Source organism: Pseudomonas bubulae (assembly GCF_037023725.1).
GTDB classification, from domain to species: Bacteria; Pseudomonadota; Gammaproteobacteria; order Pseudomonadales; family Pseudomonadaceae; genus Aquipseudomonas; species Aquipseudomonas bubulae.
In genome coordinates, this window is sequence record NZ_CP146077.1 from 1,707,840 (window position 1) to 1,729,009 (window position 21,170).

The following is a 21,170-nucleotide window of genomic DNA, read 5'->3' on the forward strand; positions in this document are numbered from 1 at the left end:
CCCAAGGAGCTGTCTATGATGCCGACTGTTTTTATTACCGGTGCCACGTCCGGTTTTGGCGAAGCCTGTGCCCGTCGTTTTGCTGCCGCAGGCTGGTCGCTGGTGCTTACCGGTCGCCGGGCCGAGCGCCTATATGCACTGGCTGACGAGCTGTGTGCGCAAGCCAGAATCTTGCCGCTGGTGGTGGACGTGCGTGACCGTGTCGCGATGGAGCAGGCCATTGAACATCTGCCTGCGGAATTCAGCAGGTTACGCGGGCTGATCAATAATGCCGGGCTGGCATTAGGCACCGCGCCAGCCCCCGAGTGCTCGCTGGATGACTGGGAGATCATGGTCGACACCAATATCAAGGGCCTGCTGTACAGCACGCGCTTGCTGCTGCCACGGTTGATCGCTCACGGTGCCGGGGCAGGCATCGTCAATCTGGGGTCTATTGCCGGTAACTGGCCGTACCCTGGCAGTCATGTGTATGGCGCGAGCAAAGCCTTTGTGCGGCAGTTCTCATTGAACCTGCGCTGTGACCTGCAGGGTACCGGCGTGCGCGTCACCAACCTTGAACCTGGCCTGTGCGAGAGCGAGTTTTCGCTGGTGCGCTTTGCCGGGGACAAGGCCAAATATGATTCGGTCTACGCCGGCGCCCAGGCGATTCAGCCAGCGGACATAGCCGAAACGATTTTCTGGATTCTCAACCAGCCGGCGCACATCAATATCAACAGCCTTGAGTTGATGCCTGTGAGCCAGTCGTGGAACAACTTTGCGATTGAGCGGGCTTGAGCCCGGCTTTCCAGGGCGTGTACTCGACGCGATAAAACGCGCTGCTCATGCCCTGGGTGTTGGGCACAAAGCCCGGCATGGCGCTCAAGTCCAGTTGCTTGCAGCGCTGAACCAGTCCTGCAAGTAACCCATCGTCATGCCTGAACTCAGAAGGGCGCATGGCGTGCGGATCAAGGCTGGCGGCACATTCGCGCACCTGGCCGGTGCTGTCAGTCATCATCATCAGCGTGGCGACACCAATGCTGTCGATGGGCATCGGCGCGAGCAGTTGCTTGAACAAAAAGTCGTTTTGCGCCTTGTCCTGCAAGGCCGCATCGCGCCGTGCCCGGGTCTCGGGGGAAAGCCCAACCAATGGATACACCAGAACCGGCGCCACGACACTTGCCGTCTTGCTCTTGGGGTCGATCAGTGACGAGGGCAGCTCGGGGAACACCGCTGTCCAGCAGATCGACCGCAGGTCCAGGGCCAGCTTGCGATTGTAGGGGTAAACCCTGGCATCCACTTTCTTGTTGGGTTGAGTGCCGCAGCCAATGATGCGGTTCTTGTCATCGAGGGTCAGCATCAGATTGAAACTGCCATCGCGCCCTTGGGCATTAGCCAGGTCGCCCTCACGGGCGAGCACACTGCTGATCAGTTTTTCATACACACCGCGTTGTACCGCCTGCTCCTTTTCCTGGGCTTGGGTGAGCTTGGGCGGGCTATCGGGGTCAATGGTCGCTGACTGGCAACCTGCAAGCAGCACCGCTGTCAGGGCGAGGGGGAAAGAGGGTTTGAACATGACGATCCTTGTGCGAGAGGCTAGCCGGTGAAGTCCTTGCCGTTTTTTAAACGGCGGGCAGTTTATCGCATTCAAGGTGTTTATTGCAGTTGGGTTGTATTCGCGTTAGCGCAGGGGCTGCGCTTTACCACACAGCGCAACAGCCCCCTACTTTAACCTTGCGGATGCCAGCCCAACTGACTTGAAACCTGCTGCGAGGCTTCCATCAGTTGTTTGACGTAGTCCTGTTTCAGTTCCTCACGAAAGCGAAAGCACGGGAAGGATACGCTCATGCCGCCAATCACATGGCCGAAACGGTCGCGGATGGGGGCTGATAAACAACGCATGTTGTCTTCAAATTCTTCATGGTCTTCGCCATAACCCTGCTGGCGTACCACAGCCAGTTCCTGCAGGTATTCGTCGATGCTGGTGAGGGTGTTGGCGGTACGCCGCTCGAAGCTCTCTTCGCGCAAATGTGCCAGCAACTCATCCTCTTTCAGCCAGGCCATCAGCACCTTTCCGATGCCGGTGCAGTACAGCGGCGCCCGACGGCCGATACGCGAATACATGCGCAGGTTGTATTTGGAGTCGATCTTGTGCACGTAGACGATGCTGCCTTCGTCGAGGATGCCCAGGTGCACGGTTTCCCCGGTCAGTTCGTTGATCCGGCGCATCCCCGGCTCGGCTTCGCGCACGATATCCAGATGGGGCAGGGCCTGGGCACCCAGTTCGAACAACCGCACGCTCAGGCGGTAGCGGTCTTCAGCATCCTGAACCACATAACCACGGGCCTTGAGCGACTGCAAAAAGCGATAGACCGTACTTTTTGACATATCCAGTTTTTGCGCGATTTCGGACACGCCACTCTCTTCCGGGTGCTCGGCCAGCGCTTCAAGCACGGCCATGGTGCGACCGACTGCAGAGACCAGTTCATTGTTCTGGGTGGTGCTGTTGTCCATGAAGGCTCCAACGCAAATGAAAAAAACAAGGATATACCGTAGGGAAACGAAACGCTGTTTCATTTTTCTTGACGGTGCGGGGATTTTGATTAAACTCGCCCTCAAGCAATGAAATGAAACGCCGTTCCGAAAATAATAATCAGCTCGATGCAAGGACACGACCCGTGCCTGTATCGACGCCAAGCGACCCATAAAAACAAGGCGCGAAGTGATGACGGTAACCCTCGGGCATTGCCCACAGGCCGATTTGCCCCACCCCCGACGAGTCGCTCTGGTGGGCGAGTGCATGATTGAGATGCGCGGTCTGCCAGGAGCGCTTTTCAGCCAGACCTTTGGCGGCGATACGCTCAATGCAGCGGTCTATCTGTCACGTCTGGGGGCTGGCAACGGTATTGTTGCCGACTATGTAACCGCCATCGGCGCAGACGCTTTCAGCGTTGCCATGCGCCAGCTCTGGCGTGATGAGGGTGTCGGCGATCAGCATGTGCGAGTGATCAAGGACGCGCTGCCCGGTTTGTATTTCATCCAGACCGATGACCAGGGTGAGCGCCGCTTTGCCTACTGGCGCGGAGAAGCCGCCGCCCGACGGGTTTTCGACGGACCAGAAGCCGATGACGTACTGCGCGCCCTGGCCGACTACGACTATGTGTACCTGAGCGGCATCAGCCTGGCGATCCTCACCGCCGGCGGCCGCGAGCGCCTGATGCAGGCCCTGGGCCAGGCGCGCCAGAGCGGCACGCGCATTGTCTTTGACAACAACTACCGCCCACACCTGTGGCCAGATGCGTCTTCTGCACGCAAGGCGTACAGCGACATGCTGCGCCTGACCGATCTGGCGCTGATCACCTGGGAAGACGATGCTGCGTTGTTCGGCTATGCCGATCCCGAAGCCCTGTTTGGCGCCTATGCCCGGTTTGGTGTGGGCGAAGTGGCTCTCAAGCGTGGTCCGGCTTCGTGCCTTATCCAGTGCCCGACCGGGCGTTTCGAGGTGCCCGCCGAACAGGTGCGGCAGATCGTCGATACCACGGCGGCAGGCGACTCTTTCAGTGCTGCGTACCTTGCCTGCCGCTTGCAAGGCGGTGAGCCGCAACAGGCTGCGCGCTGGGGGCACACGCTGGCCGCAGAAGTGGTGCAGCATCCCGGCGCGCTGATTCCCGCAGCGGCCATGCCAAGCCTGAACATGCCTGTATTTTCTTCTGTCGCCGAGGCCTGAACCGATGAAAATTGTTGAAGCACGCGTGATTGTCACCTGTCCGGGTCGCAACCTGATCACCCTGAAAATCGTCACTGACGAGGGGGTCTACGGCATTGGCGATGCGACTTTGAACGGCCGCGAAATGGCGGTTGTCGCCTACCTCGAAGAACACGTGCTGCCCGCGTTGATCGGGCGTGATGCGCGACGTATCGAAGACATCTGGCAGTACCTTTACCGCGGTGCCTACTGGCGCCGTGGCCCTGTGACCATGACCGCCATTGCTGCCGTTGACGTGGCACTGTGGGACATCAAGGCCAAGGCAGCCAATATGCCCCTGTACCAGCTGCTCGGCGGCAAAAGCCGCGAGCGGGTAATGGTGTACGGGCATGCCACGGGCAAGGACATCGAAGGCTGCCTGGCCGAAGTGGCCCGTCATGTGGAACTGGGCTACAAGGCGGTGCGTGTGCAATGCGGCATTCCGGGCATTGCCACCACCTATGGCGTGGCCAAGCGCAGTGGCGAACGCTATGAACCGGCCGACAGCGACCTGCCAGCAGAGCATGTCTGGGACACCGCCAAGTACCTCAATCATGTACCCAAGCTGTTTGCCGCCGTGCGCGAGCGCTTTGGCGATGACCTGCACATCCTGCATGACGTTCACCACCGCCTGACACCGATCGAAGCGGGGCGCCTGGGCAAGGCTGTGGAGCCTTTCAACCTGTTCTGGCTGGAAGACTGCACCCCGGCAGAAAACCAGGAGGCATTTCGACTTATCCGCCAGCACACCACAACCCCGCTGGCGGTGGGTGAAGTGTTCAACTCGATTCACGACTGCCGCGAGCTGATTCAGGAACAACTGATCGACTATATCCGCGCCACCCTGGTTCACGCGGGCGGTATTACCCATGTGCGGCGGATCGCCGACTTTGCCGCGTTGTACCAGGTGCGCACCGGCTTTCATGGCGCCACCGACCTGTCGCCGGTGACCATGGGCGCGGCGCTGCATTTCGATACCTGGGTGCCCAACTTCGGCATTCAGGAGCACATGCCCCACGACCCGCTGACTGATGACGTCTTCCCCCATGCCTATCGCTTTGAGGACGGCCATTTCACCCCGGGTGAAACCCCGGGCCATGGCGTCGACATCAACGAAGAACTGGCTGCCAGGTACCCCTACAAGCGCGCCAGCCTGCCGGTCAACCGCCTGGAAGATGGCACGCTCTGGCACTGGTAATACCGCTTAAAGCTGATTGCTCGACTGTTTAATAACTATAAAAAACGGGGCGTCATGTCCTGGCAGGAGTTACCCGATGAAAGCGTTTAAAGTAAGAGCTCCCTTTGAATTCGGCCTGGCCCAGGTCGATGTCCCGCAACTGTCTCGCAGTGAAGTCAGGGTCGACGTCGCTTATGCCGGAATCTGCGGTTCGGACCTGCACATCATTCACGGGCAAAACGCCTTTGTGCGCTTCCCTCGGATTACCGGCCATGAGTTTTCCGGAGTGGTCAGCGAAGTGGGTGCTGACGTTGCGCAGATCAAGGTCGGCGACCGTGTGTGCATCGACCCGGTGATCAGCTGCGGTACCTGCTACCCGTGCCGCATCAATCGGCCCAATGTGTGCACCCAACTGCAAGTGATCGGTGTGCACCGTGACGGTGGTTTCAGTGAGCAAGTCTGCGTGCCTGCGAGCAATGTTTATCGCCTGCCGGACACTATGTCGCTGAGCCATGCCGCGCTGGTGGAACCGTACTCCATTGCCCTTAACGTGCTGGATCGCATGCAGCCGCACCCCGGCGACAGCCTGCTGATCTACGGCGCCGGGGTGATCGGCCTGACCCTGGTGCAAATGGCCCGGGCATTGGGGCTGACCGACATTACCGTGACTGACGTGATTGACGAGCGCCTGCAAACCGCCCGCGCCCTGGGCGCCAGCCGCACCCTCAACGGCAAGGAAGTGGATGTAGAGGCGACGATGCGCGAGTTGACCCATGGCGAAGGCGTGCCACTGATTGTCGATGCTGCCTGCATCCCGGCGCTGATGCCGCAAATGGTGCGTATTGCCTCACCGGCCGGCCGTATCGGCCTGCTGGGTTTCAGCACCACGCCCACCGATCTGGTGCAGCTGGAAATGATCAAGAAAGAACTGACCCTGGTGGGATCGCGGCTCAACAACCGCAAGTTCGCGCGGGTGATTGAACTGATTGCCAGCGGCAAGTTGCAGGTTCAGGAAATGATCAGCCACCGCATCCAGTTCGATGAAATGCCCGAAGCGATTGCCCTGATCGAAAACCACCCCGAGCAGACCCGCAAGGTGCTGGTGCAACTCAACAGCGCCCTGTAGCCGTTGAGGCGCGCAGCCGCGCTGCGCTTCCGGCGGCTACAGATCAGGCGTTACGGCTTTCGGCGTCAAGGATTCAACCGATACACGTGCCCCCAGCGGGCACCCTCACCGAATACAAAAACAAGCGGGAGGTTCCAATGTTTGGTCAAGGTCGTACCTTAGTCATCATCATGCTGTTCCTGGCAGGCGTTATTAACTACCTGGATCGCTCGGCATTGTCTGTGGCCGCCCCCTTCATCCAGAAAGACTACGGTCTGACCACGGGTGAGATGGGCATGATTTTCAGCAGTTTTTTCGTCGGCTATGCGGCATTCAACTTTATCGGCGGCTGGGCCGCTGACCGCTACGGGGCGAAAACCACACTGCTGCTGGCCATGGTGCTGTGGTCGTTGTTCAGCGGTCTGACGGTATTGACCGTCGGCTTTATGTCGCTGGTGTTTATCCGCATCCTGTTCGGCATGGGTGAAGGCCCGTTGAGCGTGACCACCAGCAAGATGGTCAACAACTGGTACACCCCCAAGCAACGGGCGCGGGCGCTGGGTTCCTCCATGTCCGGCACCCCGTTGGGGGGGGCGATTTCCGGACCGGTAGTGGGCTTTATCGCCATCAGCTACGGCTGGAAGGTGTCGTTCATCATCATCATGCTGATTGGCCTGGTGTGGGCGGCGGTCTGGTACAAATTCGTCAAGGACAAGCCCACCGGCAAGGTTGCCGAAGAGATTGCGCAAGGCGAAGGCCAGAGCGAGATGGCGGCGCAGCCGGTGCACCCGCTGCGTTACTACCTCAAGCAGCCGACCGTGCTGTTCACCTCGCTGGCGTTCTTTTCGTACAACTACACACTGTTCTTCTTTCTGACCTGGTTCCCCAGCTACCTGACGATGGCCCACGGCCTCAACGTTAAAGAGATGAGTATCGCCACGGTCATTCCATGGTTGCTGGGCTTCCTCGGTTTGGCACTGGGCGGTTTCATTTCCGACTTCGTGTTCAAGAAAACCGGGCGGATGATGTTTTCACGCAAAGTGGTACTGGTGACCTGTCTGCTGGCCTGTGCCGTGTGCATCGGCCTTGCCGGGCTCGTCACCACCCTGTACCCGGCCGTGATTCTGGTGGCCCTGGCGGTGTTCTTTCTGTACCTCACCGGTGCCATTTACTGGGCAATCATCCAGGACACGGTACCTGCTGCCCGCGTCGGCGGAGTCAGTGGCTTCATGCATTTTCTGGCCAACACCTCGGGCATTATCGGTCCGACCCTGACCGGCTTCCTGGTGCAGTTCACTGGTTCGTTCACCAGCGCCTTCCTGTTGGCCGGTGTGCTGACCATCATCGGTGCAGTATGTGTAGCGCGCTATGTCAAACCACTGCCGGTGATCGATGAAGCCGTACCACCAGCAGGCAGCGTCTTGCCGGCTGCCGCCCTGAGCCATCCTTGAGGAGCCTGTCGATGCCTGTGATTCAACCAGTACCCGCAGTGGCCGCAGCAGCTGAAATCGGGATCGTGCATCTGGGCCTGGGGGCGTTTCATCGTGCTCACCAGGCGGTCTATCTGCAACGCCATCACAACCGTCACGGTGAGGGTCCGTGGGGCTTGTGCAGCGCCAACCTGCGTTCCAACCGGACCCTGGTAGAGCAGTTGTGCGAGCAGCAATGCCGTTACTCGGTGGCCGAGTATCGTGACCGCGAGCAGGTGACGTTGCGCGAGATCACGGTATTGCGTGAGGCCCTGTACGCCGGTGATGGCGGCGCGGAACTGGAGCAGCTGTTGCAGCGCATGGCCGATCCGCAGACGCGGATTGTGACCCTGACGGTTACCGAAAAAGGTTATTGCCTGAGCCCGGCCACTGGCCAGTTACGCCTGCAAGACCCGGGCGTTATCCACGACCTTGCCCACCCGCAAGCACCACGTACGGCACCGGGGATTGTGCTGGAGGCCCTGCGCCGCCGGTTCCAGGCGGGTATCCCGGCCTTTACCGTGCTGTGCTGCGACAACATGCCGGACAACGGCCAGCGCACCCGTCAGGCGGTCATGGGGTTGGCGGTTAAAGGCAGTGAGCTGGCGCTTTGGATCGGGCAGCACGTGGCATTCCCCGGTTGCATGGTCGACCGCATTGTTCCGGCCATGGATGCGCAAGCGTTCAGCGACCTGCAGCAGCTTGGCTGCCAGGACCCCGCGGCAGTGGTGTGTGAAAGCTTCAGCCAGTGGGTGATCGAGGATCACTTCCCCCAGGGGCGCCCGGACTGGGAGCTGGACGGCGTGCAGATGGTCGCGGATGTGCGGCCGTTCGAGACCATGAAGCTGCGCATGCTCAACGGCAGCCATTCGCTGCTGGCCTATATCGGTTTGCTGGCGGGCCACGAGACGGTATTCGAGGCCATCAGCGATCCTGATTTACTGTTGTTTATCCAGCGCTATATGGCCCAAGAGGCCGCACCGACGCTGGATATGCCGGCGCAGATCGACGTAACGAGTTATGGCCGTGACCTGTGCGCGCGGTTTGCCAATGACAGCCTGCAACACCGGTTGCGCCAGATCGCCATGGATGGTTCGCAAAAACTGCCGCAGCGCTGGCTCCAGGGTGCACAGGCACTGCTTGAAGCGGGGCGCGACGTTGACTGTATCGCGCTGGGGGTTGCAGCCTGGATTCACTACTGCACCCGGCCTTTGCCGGGCCGTGAAGCCCATGTGGTCGATGATCCGCTAAGCGCCACGTTTGCCGATCTGGCGGGCAGCCTTGACGGGGCACAGCGCGTCGATGCCTTTCTCGATCTGGAGCAGGTATTCCCGCTCGCGCTGTCGGCGCGGCCGGCCTTTCGCGATGCGGTGCAGCGCGCTTACAGCGCCATTGAGCAGGCCGGTATGGCGGCTCAGCTAAAAACTTTTGCAGCACATAACTAACAAGAAGGGAGATAGACATGGAACAGACTTGGCGCTGGTTTGGCCCCCAGGATCCGATTTCACTGGCAGATGTGCGCCAGACCGGAGCCACCGGGATTGTCACTGCCTTGCACGACATCCCCAATGGCCAGGTATGGCCGGTGGCAGCGATTGCGGCACGCAAGCAGATGATCGAAGACGCTGGCCTGACCTGGTCGGTGGTGGAAAGCATCCCGGTGCACGAAGACATCAAGCGTGGCTGTGGTCGCCGTGACGAGTACATCGCCAACTATCAGCAAAGCGTGCGCAATCTGGCGAGTTGCGGCATTGATATCGTCTGCTACAACTTTATGCCGGTGCTGGACTGGACCCGCACCGACCTGGCCTGGGAGATGGATGACGGTGGCTGGGCCCTGCGTTTTGACCAGACCGCCTTTGCCGCATTTGACCTGTTTATCCTCCAGCGCCCGGAGGCGCAGGCCGAGTACAGTGCCGAGGATATCGCGCAAGCCAGGGCCTACTTTGAAAAGCTGACCCCCGAGCAGAATACCAGCCTGGTCAACACGCTGATTGCCGGTCTGCCTGGCGCAGAAGAACACTACAGTCTGGAAGATTTCCGCGCCTTGCTGCGCACCTACGCCGAGATCGACGAGGCGAAGTTGCGTGAGCACCTGGGGCATTTCTTGCGTGAAGTGATTCCGGTCGCAGAGGAAGTGGGTGTGCGCATGGCCATCCACCCGGACGATCCGCCGCGGGCGTTGCTGGGCCTGCCGCGTATCCTGTCGACTGCCGCAGATGCGCAATGGTTGCTGGATGCCGCGCCAAGCCCGGCCAATGGCCTGACTTTTTGCACCGGGTCTTATGGCGTGCGTGAAGACAATGATCTGGTGGCGATGGCCAAACAGTTTGCGCCCTTCATCTACTTCACCCACCTGCGCTCGACCCGCCGCGAGGCCGATCCGCGCAGTTTCCACGAAGCCCATCACCTGGGAGGGGATGTGGACATGGTCGGGGTGATCGGTGCGCTGGTGACCGAGGACCTGCGTCGTGAACGTGAGGGCGGCCCGCGCTTGCCGCTACGCCCGGACCACGGTCACCAGTTGCTCGATGACCAGCACCGCAAGAGCAACCCGGGTTATTCGCTGATCGGTCGCCTCAAGGGCCTGGCCGAGATTCGCGGGGTGGAAATGGCGATGCGCCAGCAACTGGCGTGACACCGTTTGCCTTGCACAGCTGACCTGTAGCCACTGCCGCTGGCTGCGCGCCCCATCGCAGCCTGTGGCAGCGGCGACAGGGTTGAATCAATAGGCAAACACCTTGCGGTGCTTTTGCACAAAGTCTTCCCAGCGCACCGGCTGGCGCCCGGTGATCTGGCTGAAGTTGTCGAAGGTTTCTTCAACCCCGGGAATTTGCCCGGCGGCCATGCGCGTGAAGTTGTCCTGTACGCAGGTCATATAAGCCATTTCTGCACCTGCCGCGCGCATGTTCTGCACAAATACGTCCGGTGACTGTGCGTCATAACGAAATGGCTGGCCCAGCAGGCGGGTCATGATCGCGGCGATATCGCCATAGGACTGTACGTCGTAGCCCAGTCGATAGGTCTGACCTGCATGCTTTTGCGGGTGCAACAAAGCTTGTGCGGCCACCCGGGCCACATCTTCGCCGTCAACCCAGCTGAACCGCGTATCACCGGTGTACTGCTCGATCACTCCGTTGATGACTGCGCGGGTGCCATCGTAGCTGAGCAGGTTTTGCATAAAGCACTCGGGACGCAAATGGGTAAACGAGAAACCGGACCACTCGATATAACGTTCTACAAACTGGTGCCAGGCCCAGTGGCCGATGGTGGTGTCGTCCCGCCCGCAGGCACCCAGATGCACCAAATGCTGCACGCCGGATTTTTTCGCCTGGTCGATGAATGCCTTGCTCTGGCGCAGCATGTCCACGGTGTAGCCGGTGACCAGCAGGGCGCGGTCGATACCCTCCAGCGCCGGGGCCAGGGTGTGTTCCTGGTCGAAATCCATGATCACGGTGCGAATGCCCTGTGCAGTAAAAGGCTGGGCCTTGGCGTGGGAGCGCACGGCCGCGACCAGGGTAATGGTCTTGTCAGCCAGCAGGTTGCGCAGGGTGTCGCCGCCGATCTGGCCGGTGGCGCCGGTGATTAAAACGGTGGGTTTGTGCGAAGTCATAAATACGCCTGATGCTTGAGTAAGTTCGTGGTGTAAAAGCTTACTGGGGAACTGCTGGCGTATTTAGGATGCCTTTTATCTAATAAGATGAACTGAATTCACTAATGAGGGCCGTGCATGTTTGCTTCCGAGCGCCTGAAAGGTATCGATGTATTTGTCTGTGTCGCCGACTCGGGCAGCTTCAGGGCTGCTGCCGAGCGTTTGAACCTGACGGCCTCGGCGATCAGCAAGGGCATAGCCCGGCTGGAAGGCAGGCTTGGGGTGCGCTTGTTCCAGCGCACCACGCGGCGCTTGGCATTGACCGATGGCGGAGCGGCTTTTTACCGGACCTGTATCGGGGTTCTGGCCGAACTGGAGGAGGCCGAGTTGGCCATGCAGGCCGACAATGCCGAGCCGCAGGGCAGGATCCGCATTGACTTGCCGGCGGCCTTCGGGCGTTTGCAGGCGTTGCCGGTGATTTTGCAGTTTGTGCAAAAACACGCACTGCTGCTGCCGCATATTTCGTTCTCCGACCGCTTTATCGACCCGGTCGAAGAGGGCGTGGATATTGTCGTGCGGGTCGGTGGGCCGGATATCTGGCCAGCGGCGCTGGAGCATCGCTTTCTGGGGCGCGAGCGGCATGTGTTCTGTGCTGCGCCGGCTTATCTGAACATTCACGGCACGCCTGTGACCGACCGCGATCTGGAGCATCACCAGTGTGTGGCCTATGGGCGGGCCGACGGCACGGTCAGCCCTTGGAACTTCGCAGGCAGCCGCCCCGGAGAGATAGAGCGCCGGGTGATGCCCGCCAGGTACATCGTAGGAGATGGTGAAGGGCAAGTGATGACGGTGCTGGCGGGATGCGGCATCGCCCAACTGCCTACCTGGCTGATCAAGCAGCATCTGGCTGATGGTTCACTGGTGCAGGTGCTGCCGCATCTGGCGAGCGAGGGGCTGGCGATCAACCTGGTGTGGCCAAAAAGCCGCAAAGCCCTGCCCAAGGTCAGTGCTTTGCTTGATGCCCTGACCGTCGGGCTGATGCCGTTGGCGGATTAATTGGCGGGTTGCACTCGTCCTGTGGGAGCGGGCTTGCTCGCGATTGGATCACTGCGGTTTTACAGTGACAGCGCATCGTCTGCATCGCAGGCAAGCCAGCCCCCACATGTTTTTATGCCGCCTCACAACGGCAGCATCCGGTCCTGAATAACCCGCTTCATTACCAGCGTGGACGTCAGGCGTTGCACATTGGGTAGTGAGGTCAGGCGCTCATCGTAGAGCTGCTGGAAGGCCGGCAGGTCGGCGGCGACCACATGCAGCAGGTAGTCCGGGTCACCAAACAGCCTTTGTGCGTCGACGATCTGCGAGGTCTCGATCACTGCCGCTTCAAAATCGGCAATCGCCTGACGGGTCACTTCGCGCAGGGTGACAAATACCATGGCGGAAAAGTTAAGTCCCAGTTCGCCGGGCGCCAGCAGGGCGCGATAGCCAAGAATCACCCCCGAGTCTTCCAGCGCCCGTACGCGCCGATGGCAGGGTGAGAGACTCAAACCCACCCGTTCTGCGAGTTCGGTGAGGGAAAGTCGGCCATCAGCTTGCAGCTGCGCAAGAATATTCCTGTCAATGCGATCCATATGGAAGAACCTTTCCCGTTAATAACTGTTGCTTAGGATAAACGAAAGATAATCCTGGCGGCATTTGCTTATTCTTCTTTTGCCCGCTTAGACCTTCCCAGAAAGCAGCGGCGCGGGGCTTGTGCCCCATCTCTCATCATCAAAGTTCCAGTGTAGAAAGGAAATGTCCCGTGACTCTCAGCGTCCTGGCCGCGTTTTGGGCGGTATCGTTCTTGTTTATCATCACCCCCGGCGCAGACTGGGCCTATGCGATTTCCGCGGGCATGCGCGGGCGGCTGGTGACGCCAGCGGTGGCGGGTATGCTCTCGGGGCATTTGCTGGCTACGGTGATTGTGGCGGCAGGCGTGGGCGGGCTGGTGGCGCGCAATCCGATGATCCTCAGCGTGCTGACGGTTGCGGGGGCGCTGTATTTGCTCTGGCTGGGTGTGTGCATGCTCAGGGATCCCGCAACCCCCCAGTCCGGGCAGGGGCAGGCGTCTGATTCATGGTCGCGCTGGGCGTGGAAGGGGTTGTGTGTCAGCGGCCTCAATCCCAAGGTGCTGCTGTTGTTTCTGGCGCTTTTGCCGCAGTTCACCGACCCGCTGTCGAACTGGTCGATACCGACACAGATCATTGCCCTGGGCGGGCTGCATGCAGTCAGCTGCGCGCTGGTGTATCTGGCGGTGGGTTTCAGTGCCCACGCCGTGTTGCGCACCCGGCCAGGTGCTGCAAAGAATGTCAGCCGGGTATCGGGGGCGATAATGATCCTGATTGCGGTGGTGCTGCTGGCGGAGCAGGCCTACAGTTGAGGCTTGGCCAACAACCTGAGGAATAAACTGTGGCAGCGACCGGGAAGGATCAGCAAATAACACCGCAGGCGGTAATCGAGTTCTGGAAACAGGCTGGCCCCAGGCACTGGTTTGCCAAGGATGAAGCCTTCGACACCTTGTTTCGCGACACTTTCTACAGCGCCCATTTCCTGGCGTCCAGTCGCAAGTTGGAGCACTGGCTGGCGCAACCTGAAGGCGCCCTGGCGTTGCTGTTGCTGCTGGACCAGTACCCGCGCAATGCCTTTCGTGGAACCGCACATATGTTTGCCACCGACTCGCTGGCGCGCTTTTATGCCCGGGAGATGATCAATGGCGGTATGGACAAGGCGTTCGAGGCCGACTTGCGAGTGTTCTGTTATTTGCCGTTCGAGCATTCCGAAGACAGTGCCGACCAACAGCTGTCCCTGCAACTGCACCACAGTCTTGGGCCGCAAGCCAGCGTCTGGGCTGAAGAACACGCCGTGATCATCCAGCGTTTTGGGCGTTTCCCCCATCGCAATCATGTGCTGGGGCGCGATACCAGCGTGGAGGAACGTACGTTTCTGGATGAAGGCGGGTTTGCCGGGTAAGCCCTGTCTTGACCACCAGCAAGGTGTAACCGCTGGCGGGCAGGCATAATTGCCGCCTGAGCCTGAACACCCTTACCTGATGGAGTGACCGATGAAGTACCCAGCCTTGTTGATCCTTAGCCTTTGTGCCGCGCTGTTGAGTCACGGCGCGATAGCTGCAGGGGATGCCGAAGCGGGGGGCAGGCTGTTCACCAAAACCTGTGGCGGCTGCCACAGCATCGGCGAAAACGCCCGCAATGGTTTTGGTCCGCAACTCAATGGTGTGATCGGACGGCTGGCCGGCACCAGCGAGGGCTACCAGTATTCCGACGCCATGAAAAACTCAGGTGTTGTATGGACGCGGGAAAAACTGGCGGCCTATATAGAAGCACCGAAAAAAGTGGTGAGCGGCACGCGGATGATCTTTTGGGGCATCAGCGATCAAGAGAAGATCGACAATCTGCTGGCCTATATCGAGTCCGTCCAGGGGCAGTGATTACTGCACGTCCTTGAGGTAATCCTTGAGCGTCAGCAGCGCCGGGTGCATTTGCTCCGGGGTCTGCGCATTGCTGAAACCGGCGGCCAGCTTTTGCAGTTCGCGGCCCATGACCGTTTGCGCGCCGCCCAGGGCGTCCAGCGCCAGTGCCACACAGCGCTCGATTTTATCCTGGATGGCGTCGATATCGCCCTTGCGCAGGTCAAAGGCAAAGACATCGCGCTGATAGTCGCTCATGGCCGGGTCGTCGCGCAAAATCGGGCTCGAACCTTCGGACTCGTACGCCAGCTTGAGTGCATAAAGGGCGACTGATTCCAGTGGCAATTCCATCGACAAGATCCTCTACGTTGATGCCGGGCGGCGATCATCGCTTTTCTGCTGGCGAAAAAAAAGGCCAAGGGGCAGCACAAGAGGCTTTCAGCATTTAGGTTGATGCGGTGATACCCTCCGGTTTTTTCAGGGAAGGAAGATGAACATGCGCAAGACAGCGTCAGCCCTGGTAGCTGCAATGGGCTTGCTCGCAGCGGGCGGAGCCGGGGCCTGGACCATGAAGGACGGCGTTATCCAGTTCAGTAACGGCGAAGTGTCTTATTGCGACGGCTGGGCACTTGATGCGGCCTCAATCATGTTGAGTCGACAGGAGGGCAGGCCCGTAGATTATGTCTACGATGCCTACCATGAGCCTTCAGACATCACCAGGAAGATGCGCGTGCTGTTTGTGCGCGATGCCCAGGCATACCCGATAGAAGATACAAAAGAAAAAAAATGGGCTGCTGCAGAAAAGTTCAGCAACAAGGTGAAGGGGCAGTGCTTCAAATCCTATATCGAGCGCGTTCCGCAATCTTGAACGCCATAACCTGAGGGTGATGGAGATATGGGCTGAGGGCAAGCAGGTGAGCCCGGGCGGGACAAATCGCAGGCACAAAAAAACCGGCGCGGTGGCCGGTTTCTCTGTGTATCCAGGGTGCATTGAGCTGCACCTTGAATCTATGTTTGGTGCCCCGAGGGAGAATCGAACTCCCACTTCTTTCGAAAACGGATTTTGAATCCGCCGCGTCTACCAATTCCGCCATCAGGGCTCAATGGCGGCGAAGTATAGAGATGAGGTTTAGGTCGGTCAACAACTTATTGGTCTATTTTTGCCAAGTCCGTTAAACTCCCCGGCCCTGCTAGACGAAACCTATCATGCGCGTTGCTGACTTTACTTTCGAACTCCCTGATTCGCTCATCGCACGCCATCCTTTGGCGGAGCGCCGCAACAGTCGCCTGCTGACCCTGGACGGGGAGAGCGGCGTACTGGCACATCGTCAATTCACTGATTTGCTTGAACATTTGCGTCCAGGCGATTTGATGGTGTTTAACAATACCCGGGTGATTCCGGCCCGTCTGTTTGGCCAGAAGGCCTCGGGCGGCAAGCTGGAAATTCTGGTTGAGCGGGTGCTCGACAGCCACCGCGTGCTGGCCCATGTGCGTTCCAGCAAGTCGCCAAAACCCGGGTCGAAGATCCTGATTGATGGCGGTGGCGAAGCCGAGATGCTGGCGCGTCACGATGCGCTGTTCGAGCTGGGCTTTGCCGAAGAGGTATTGCCGCTGCTGGACCGTGTCGGGCATATGCCATTGCCGCCCTATATCGACCGCCCGGACGAAGGTTCGGACCGCGAGCGCTATCAAACGGTCTACGCCCAGCGCCTGGGTGCCGTCGCGGCGCCAACGGCAGGGCTGCACTTTGATGAGCCGCTGATGCAGGCCATCGCCGCCAAAGGCGTCGAGACGGCATTCGTGACCTTGCACGTGGGCGCGGGTACATTCCAGCCGGTGCGGGTCGAGCGTCTTGAAGATCACCATATGCACACCGAATGGCTCGAAGTGGGCCAGGATGTGGTCGATGCCGTGGCTGCATGCCGTGCCCGTGGCGGACGGGTGATCGCCGTGGGTACCACCAGCGTGCGTTCGCTGGAAAGTGCCGCGCGTGATGGCGTGCTCAAGCCGTTCAGTGGCGATACCGATATCTTTATCTTCCCCGGTCGACCCTTTCATGTGGTTGACGCGCTGGTGACCAATTTCCATCTGCCGGAATCCACGCTGCTGATGCTGGTTTCGGCATTCGCCGGTTATCCCGAAACCATGGCGGCCTACAAGGCTGCGGTTGAGCATGGGTACCGCTTCTTTAGTTACGGTGATGCAATGTTCATCACCCGCAATCCTGCGCCGACGGCTCCAGCCCCGGCCCCAGAGGATCAAGCATGAGCAACTGTCGTATGTCCTTCGAGCTGCTGGCCACTGATGGCAAGGCTCGTCGCGGTCGTTTGACCTTCCCCCGTGGTGTGGTTGAAACCCCAGCGTTCATGCCGGTCGGTACTTACGGTACGGTCAAGGGCATGCTGCCCCGCGATATCGAAGCGATCGGCGCGCAGATGATTTTGGGCAATACCTTCCACCTGTGGCTGCGCCCAGGCACTGAAGTCATCAAAAAACACGGCGACCTGCACGACTTCATGAAGTGGCAGGGCCCGATCCTGACCGACTCCGGCGGTTTCCAGGTGTTCAGCCTGGGCGCCATGCGCAAGATCAAGGAAGAAGGTGTGACCTTCGCTTCGCCGGTAGATGGTGCCAAGGTGTTCATGGGCCCCGAAGAGTCGATGCAGGTCCAGCGCGATCTGGGCTCTGACGTGGTGATGATTTTCGACGAATGCACCCCGTACCCGGCCGATGAAGACACTGCCCGTGTCTCCATGGAGCTGTCGTTGCGCTGGGCGCAGCGCTCCAAGAATGCCCATGGCGACAACACGGCGGCACTGTTCGGTATCGTTCAGGGCGGCATGCACCAGAACCTGCGCGAGCGCTCGCTCGAAGGCCTGAACAAGATCGGCTTTGACGGCCTGGCCATCGGCGGTTTGTCGGTCGGCGAGCCCAAGCACGAAATGATCAAGGTGCTGGATTACCTGCCGGCGATGATGCCTGCTGACAAACCTCGTTACCTTATGGGGGTTGGCAAGCCGGAAGATCTCGTTGAGGGTGTGCGCCGCGGTGTGGACATGTTCGATTGCGTGATGCCAACCCGCAATGCCCGCAATGGGCATCTGTTTATCGACACGGGTGTCATCAAGATCCGCAACGCGTTCCATCGCCATGATGATTCGCCGCTGGATCCGACCTGCGATTGCTACACCTGCCAGAACTTCTCCCGCGCTTATCTGCATCACCTGGACAAGTGCGGCGAAATGCTGGGTAGCATGCTCAATACCATCCATAATTTGCGCCACTATCAGGTGCTCATGGCTGGTTTGCGCGAGGCTATTCAACAGGGTACATTGGCCACCTTTGTCGACGCCTTCTATGCCAAGCGCGGGCTGCCTGTGCCGCCCTTGGACTGAGTTTCGGACCTTTAAGAAACAACATTGCAACTGGAGTGCTTAATGAGCTTTTTCATCTCTTCCGCTTTCGCGGACGCTGCTGCACCTGCTGCTGCCCCAATGGGTGGCGGTTTTGAATGGATCTTCCTGGTCGGCTTCCTGGTCATCTTCTACCTGATGATCTGGCGTCCACAGGCCAAGCGCGCTAAAGAGCAGAAAGCCCTGTTGGGTAACCTGCAAAAAGGCGACGAAATCGTGACCACTGGCGGCATCGCCGGCAAAATCGTCAAGGTTTCCGATGCTTTTGTTGTCATCGAAGTGTCTGACACTGTCGAGCTGAAAATTCAGAAAGGCTCGGTTGCAGCCACGTTGCCTAAAGGCACGCTGAAAGCGATCTAAGTTTCAACTTTCAACAATCGACGGGGCGCGCAAGGCGCCCCGCGTTTTAAGCGGGCGGCGTGATTGATGCTGAACAAATACCCTCTGTGGAAATACATACTGATCCTGGCAGTGCTGGCGATCGGTTTTATTTATTCCGCTCCCAATCTGTACCCTGATGATCCGGCCATTCAAGTGTCGGGTGCGAGCACGGCCCTGCAGGTCACTCAAGCTGATCTGGATCGCGCAAGCAAGGCGCTGACGGATGCAGGCATTGAAGTCAAGGGTGCTTCCCTGGCCCAGAACGGCAAAGGTGGTTTGCTGCGCCTGGTCAAGAAAGACGACCAGTTGCCAGCCAAGGATGTTGTACGCAAGGCTCTGGGTGACGATTATGTTGTAGCGCTCAACCTGGCACAGACCACGCCACAATGGTTGCGCAGTCTGGGTGCTCACCCGATGAAACTGGGTCTGGACTTGTCGGGCGGTGTGCACTTCCTGCTGGAAGTGGACATGGACAAAGCTGTCGATACACGCATGAAAGTGTACGAGAGCGATGTCAAAAGCCTGTTGCGTAAAGAAAAAGTGCGTTATCGCAGCCTGCCGCAACTCAACGGTGCCATTCAGTTGGGCTTCACTGATGAAGCTGTCCGTGAGCAAGCGCGTAGCCTGATCCGTAAAAGCTTCAATGATTTCGACATTACCGCTGCAGACCTGAACGGTCAGCCGGTTCTGCGTCTGGCGATGACCCCGGCCAAGCTGGCGGAAATCCGTGAATATTCCATCAAGCAAAACCTGACAACCGTCCGTAACCGGGTCAACGAGTTGGGTGTTGCCGAGCCTCTGGTTCAGCGTCAGGGTGCCAACCGCATCGTGGTTGAGCTGCCGGGCGTGCAAGACACCGCCGAAGCCAAGCGTATCCTGGGCAAGACGGCCAACCTTGAGTTCCGTCTGGCGGCCGAGCCGGGCGCTTCCAAAGCGACGTCCGAAACTTTCGAGTTCCGTGAAGGCAACCGTCCTGGCGCGCAAATCGAGCGTGGTCTGATCATCACCGGTGACCAGGTAACCGATGCTCAGGCAGGCTTTGACGAGCACGGCCGGCCACAAGTGAACATCAAGCTTGATGGTCACGGTGGCGAGCTGATGAGCCGTTCGACGCGCAGCAACGTTGGTCGCAGCATGGCGGTAATCTTCATCGAGCAGAAGCCGGTGACGACTTACACCAAGCAAGTGGTTGACGGTGTCGAGAAGGACGTACCGGTTCAGTCGTTCAAAGAAGAGAAGAAGATCATCAGCCTGGCGACCATCCAGTCGCCGCTGGGCAGCCAGTTCCGGATTACCGGTCTGAATGGTCAGGGTGAAGCTTCCGAGCTGGCACTGCTGTTGCGTGCCGGTGGTCTGGCCGCGCCAATGTACTTCGCTGAAGAGCGCACCATTGGCCCGAGCCTGGGTGCTGACAACATTACCAAGGGTGTCGATGCATCGCTGTGGGGCATGTTGTTCGTGTCGATCTTCATCATCGCCATCTACCGTTTCTTCGGTGTGATCGCGACGGTGGCACTGGCGGGCAACATGGTCTTGCTGCTGGCGCTGATGTCGGTGCTGGGTGCAACCCTGACCCTGCCGGGCATTGCCGGTATCGTGTTGACGATGGGTATGGCGGTCGATGCCAACGTACTGATCTTCTCGCGTATACGTGAAGAGCTGGCCAATGGCATGACACCGCAGCGGGCGATCAACGAAGGTTTCAACCGTGCCTTTACCGCCATCGTTGACTCCAACCTGACAACCCTGCTGGTCGGCGGGATCCTCTTCGCCATGGGTACCGGGCCGGTTAAAGGCTTCGCGGTGACCATGTCGCTGGGTATCTTTACCTCGATGTTCACGGCCATTATGGTCACCCGCGCACTGGTCAACCTGGTGTATGGCGGTCGGGACTTCAAGAAGTTGTGGATTTAAGGGGCTGCCATGTTACGTACAATCAACTTCATGGGCGTTCGCAACGTAGCGTTCGGCGTCACTGTACTGCTTACCGTGCTGGCCTTGTTCAGCATGTTCCACAAGGGCATGAACTACGGCCTGGACTTCACCGGCGGTACGCTTATCGAGCTGACCTACGAGAAGCCGGCTGATCTGACCAAGGTGCGTAACGAGCTGGTTTCGGCCGGCTTCCACGATGCCGTGGTGCAGAGCTTTGGTGCGACGACCGACTTGCTGGTGCGTATGCCCGGCGATGATCCGTTGCTGGGTAACAAGGTAGCGGCTGCGCTGGGTCAGGCGGATACCAGCAACCCGGCGGTGATCAAGCGCGTCGAGTTCGTTGGTCCGCAGGTGGGTGAAGAGCTGCGCGACCAGGGCGGCCTCGGCATGCTGATGGCGCTGGGCGGCATCATGCTTTACCTGGCCTTCCGCTTTCAGTGGAAGTTCGCTGTCGGCGCGATTGTGTCCCTTGTTCACGACGTGATCGTGACCATGGGCGTGCTGTCGTGGTTCCAGATCACCTTCGACCTGACGGTATTGGCGGCGGTGCTGGCGATCATCGGTTACTCGCTCAACGACACCATTGTGGTATTTGACCGGGTGCGCGAGAACTTCCGGGTTCTGCGCAAGGCCAGCCTGATCGACAACATCAACATCTCGACCACGCAAACCTTGCTGCGCACCATGGCGACATCGATCTCCACCTTGCTGGCCATTGCCGCATTGCTGATTTTCGGTGGCGACAACCTGTGGGGCTTCTCGATTGCCCTGTTCGTGGGTGTTCTGGCGGGTACTTATTCGTCGATCTACATCGCCAACGTGGTGCTGATCTGGCTGAATCTCAGTGCAGAGGATCTGATCCCGCCTGCGGCGAGTGAGAAGGAAGTCGATGATCGTCCATAACCAATAGTTAT

The 21,170-nt window shown here is 59.3% G+C and carries 22 protein-coding genes and 1 tRNA gene; 17 read left to right on the plus strand and 6 right to left on the minus strand.

The genetic code is table 11. The features are described 5' to 3' along the window. The first annotated feature begins 15 nt into the window (after positions 1–15). Positions 16–774: an SDR family oxidoreductase gene (locus V6L81_RS07920; protein ID WP_338660596.1), complete on the plus strand. Its 759-nt coding sequence runs from the start codon at positions 16–18 to the stop codon at positions 772–774. On the opposite strand, the gene V6L81_RS07925 is transcribed toward V6L81_RS07920, so the two are convergent. Then, entirely contained in the window at positions 710–1,552 is an 843-nt protein-coding gene (locus V6L81_RS07925) for a hypothetical protein (RefSeq protein ID WP_095020361.1), read from the minus strand. The two genes, V6L81_RS07920 and V6L81_RS07925, sit on opposite strands and share 65 nt — an antisense overlap. A 152-nt stretch (positions 1,553–1,704) precedes the next feature. Further along, on the minus strand, positions 1,705–2,490 hold the full coding sequence (gene kdgR, locus V6L81_RS07930; RefSeq protein ID WP_095018322.1) for a DNA-binding transcriptional regulator KdgR: 786 nt from the start codon (positions 2,488–2,490) through the stop codon (positions 1,705–1,707). 211 nt (positions 2,491–2,701) lie between these two features. On the opposite strand from kdgR, the gene V6L81_RS07935 reads away from it, so the two are divergent. The 6 genes from V6L81_RS07935 to uxuA all read left to right on the plus strand — a co-directional run bounded on the left by V6L81_RS07935 (position 2,702) and on the right by uxuA (position 10,110). Beyond that, the gene (locus tag V6L81_RS07935) at positions 2,702–3,703 is read left to right on the plus strand and encodes a sugar kinase (RefSeq protein WP_095001488.1); all 1,002 of its coding nucleotides are present in this window, start codon (positions 2,702–2,704) and stop codon (positions 3,701–3,703) included. A gap of 4 nt (positions 3,704–3,707) precedes the next feature. Next, a complete protein-coding gene (gene manD, locus V6L81_RS07940) occupies positions 3,708–4,919 on the plus strand; it encodes a D-mannonate dehydratase ManD (protein ID WP_095001487.1) in 1,212 nt (403 codons plus the stop codon). A gap of 76 nt (positions 4,920–4,995) precedes the next feature. Beyond that, complete coding sequence (locus V6L81_RS07945; RefSeq protein WP_338660597.1) at positions 4,996–6,024, plus strand: Zn-dependent oxidoreductase; 1,029 nt, start codon at positions 4,996–4,998, stop codon at positions 6,022–6,024. Between the two features lie 137 nt (positions 6,025–6,161). After that, a complete protein-coding gene (locus tag V6L81_RS07950) occupies positions 6,162–7,454 on the plus strand; it encodes an MFS transporter (RefSeq protein WP_095001485.1) in 1,293 nt (430 codons plus the stop codon). An 11-nt stretch (positions 7,455–7,465) separates the two neighbouring features. Further along, positions 7,466–8,917 carry a mannitol dehydrogenase family protein gene (locus tag V6L81_RS07955; protein WP_095018324.1) on the plus strand — a complete coding sequence of 484 codons (1,452 nt, stop codon included), beginning with the start codon at positions 7,466–7,468 and terminating at the stop codon, positions 8,915–8,917. A 17-nt stretch (positions 8,918–8,934) separates the two neighbouring features. Next, positions 8,935–10,110, plus strand: coding sequence for a mannonate dehydratase (gene uxuA / locus V6L81_RS07960; RefSeq protein ID WP_095024020.1), 1,176 nt, complete (start codon positions 8,935–8,937; stop codon positions 10,108–10,110). 87 nt (positions 10,111–10,197) lie between these two features. Here uxuA and V6L81_RS07965 read toward each other — a convergent pair whose 3' ends face one another. Further along, positions 10,198–11,085 (minus strand): SDR family oxidoreductase, encoded by an 888-nt coding sequence (locus tag V6L81_RS07965; protein WP_095001482.1) that lies wholly within the window; start codon positions 11,083–11,085, stop codon positions 10,198–10,200. A gap of 117 nt (positions 11,086–11,202) precedes the next feature. Between V6L81_RS07965 and V6L81_RS07970 the strand changes: the two genes are divergently transcribed. Further along, positions 11,203–12,120, plus strand: a complete 918-nt coding sequence (locus V6L81_RS07970; RefSeq protein WP_338660598.1) for a LysR family transcriptional regulator — start codon at positions 11,203–11,205, stop codon at positions 12,118–12,120. A 122-nt stretch (positions 12,121–12,242) separates the two neighbouring features. On the opposite strand, the gene V6L81_RS07975 is transcribed toward V6L81_RS07970, so the two are convergent. Next, complete coding sequence (locus V6L81_RS07975) at positions 12,243–12,695, minus strand: Lrp/AsnC family transcriptional regulator (protein WP_095018326.1); 453 nt, start codon at positions 12,693–12,695, stop codon at positions 12,243–12,245. A 170-nt stretch (positions 12,696–12,865) separates the two neighbouring features. On the opposite strand from V6L81_RS07975, the gene V6L81_RS07980 reads away from it, so the two are divergent. The 3 genes from V6L81_RS07980 to V6L81_RS07990 all read left to right on the plus strand — a co-directional run bounded on the left by V6L81_RS07980 (position 12,866) and on the right by V6L81_RS07990 (position 14,548). Further along, positions 12,866–13,483: a LysE family translocator gene (locus V6L81_RS07980; protein WP_016779589.1), complete on the plus strand. Its 618-nt coding sequence runs from the start codon at positions 12,866–12,868 to the stop codon at positions 13,481–13,483. 29 nt (positions 13,484–13,512) lie between these two features. Continuing rightward, entirely contained in the window at positions 13,513–14,073 is a 561-nt protein-coding gene (locus V6L81_RS07985; RefSeq protein WP_338660599.1) for a DUF924 family protein, read from the plus strand. A gap of 91 nt (positions 14,074–14,164) precedes the next feature. Beyond that, the gene (locus tag V6L81_RS07990; protein WP_095020368.1) at positions 14,165–14,548 is read left to right on the plus strand and encodes a cytochrome c family protein; all 384 of its coding nucleotides are present in this window, start codon (positions 14,165–14,167) and stop codon (positions 14,546–14,548) included. Here the strand turns inward: V6L81_RS07990 and V6L81_RS07995 are convergent, their stop codons facing one another. Beyond that, the gene (locus V6L81_RS07995; RefSeq protein ID WP_095024016.1) at positions 14,549–14,878 is read right to left on the minus strand and encodes a hypothetical protein; all 330 of its coding nucleotides are present in this window, start codon (positions 14,876–14,878) and stop codon (positions 14,549–14,551) included. A gap of 139 nt (positions 14,879–15,017) precedes the next feature. On the opposite strand from V6L81_RS07995, the gene V6L81_RS08000 reads away from it, so the two are divergent. Next, on the plus strand, positions 15,018–15,395 hold the full coding sequence (locus V6L81_RS08000; protein WP_130871880.1) for a hypothetical protein: 378 nt from the start codon (positions 15,018–15,020) through the stop codon (positions 15,393–15,395). A 147-nt stretch (positions 15,396–15,542) separates the two neighbouring features. Here the strand turns inward: V6L81_RS08000 and V6L81_RS08005 are convergent. Then, positions 15,543–15,627: transfer RNA gene (locus V6L81_RS08005), tRNA-Leu, on the minus strand. A gap of 106 nt (positions 15,628–15,733) precedes the next feature. Between V6L81_RS08005 and queA the strand changes: the two genes are divergently transcribed. The 5 genes from queA (at position 15,734) to secF (ending at position 21,159) form a co-directional block, all read left to right on the plus strand. Further along, positions 15,734–16,795: a tRNA preQ1(34) S-adenosylmethionine ribosyltransferase-isomerase QueA gene (queA, locus tag V6L81_RS08010; RefSeq protein WP_095025428.1), complete on the plus strand. Its 1,062-nt coding sequence runs from the start codon at positions 15,734–15,736 to the stop codon at positions 16,793–16,795. A gap of 11 nt (positions 16,796–16,806) precedes the next feature. Further along, positions 16,807–17,922: a tRNA guanosine(34) transglycosylase Tgt gene (tgt, locus tag V6L81_RS08015; protein WP_083369874.1), complete on the plus strand. Its 1,116-nt coding sequence runs from the start codon at positions 16,807–16,809 to the stop codon at positions 17,920–17,922. A gap of 42 nt (positions 17,923–17,964) precedes the next feature. Continuing rightward, positions 17,965–18,300, plus strand: coding sequence for a preprotein translocase subunit YajC (gene yajC / locus V6L81_RS08020; RefSeq protein WP_095001475.1), 336 nt, complete (start codon positions 17,965–17,967; stop codon positions 18,298–18,300). 66 nt (positions 18,301–18,366) lie between these two features. Beyond that, entirely contained in the window at positions 18,367–20,235 is a 1,869-nt protein-coding gene (gene secD / locus V6L81_RS08025) for a protein translocase subunit SecD (RefSeq protein ID WP_338660600.1), read from the plus strand. A gap of 9 nt (positions 20,236–20,244) precedes the next feature. Then, positions 20,245–21,159, plus strand: a complete 915-nt coding sequence (secF, locus tag V6L81_RS08030; protein WP_095001473.1) for a protein translocase subunit SecF — start codon at positions 20,245–20,247, stop codon at positions 21,157–21,159. Positions 21,160–21,170 lie beyond the last annotated feature (11 nt).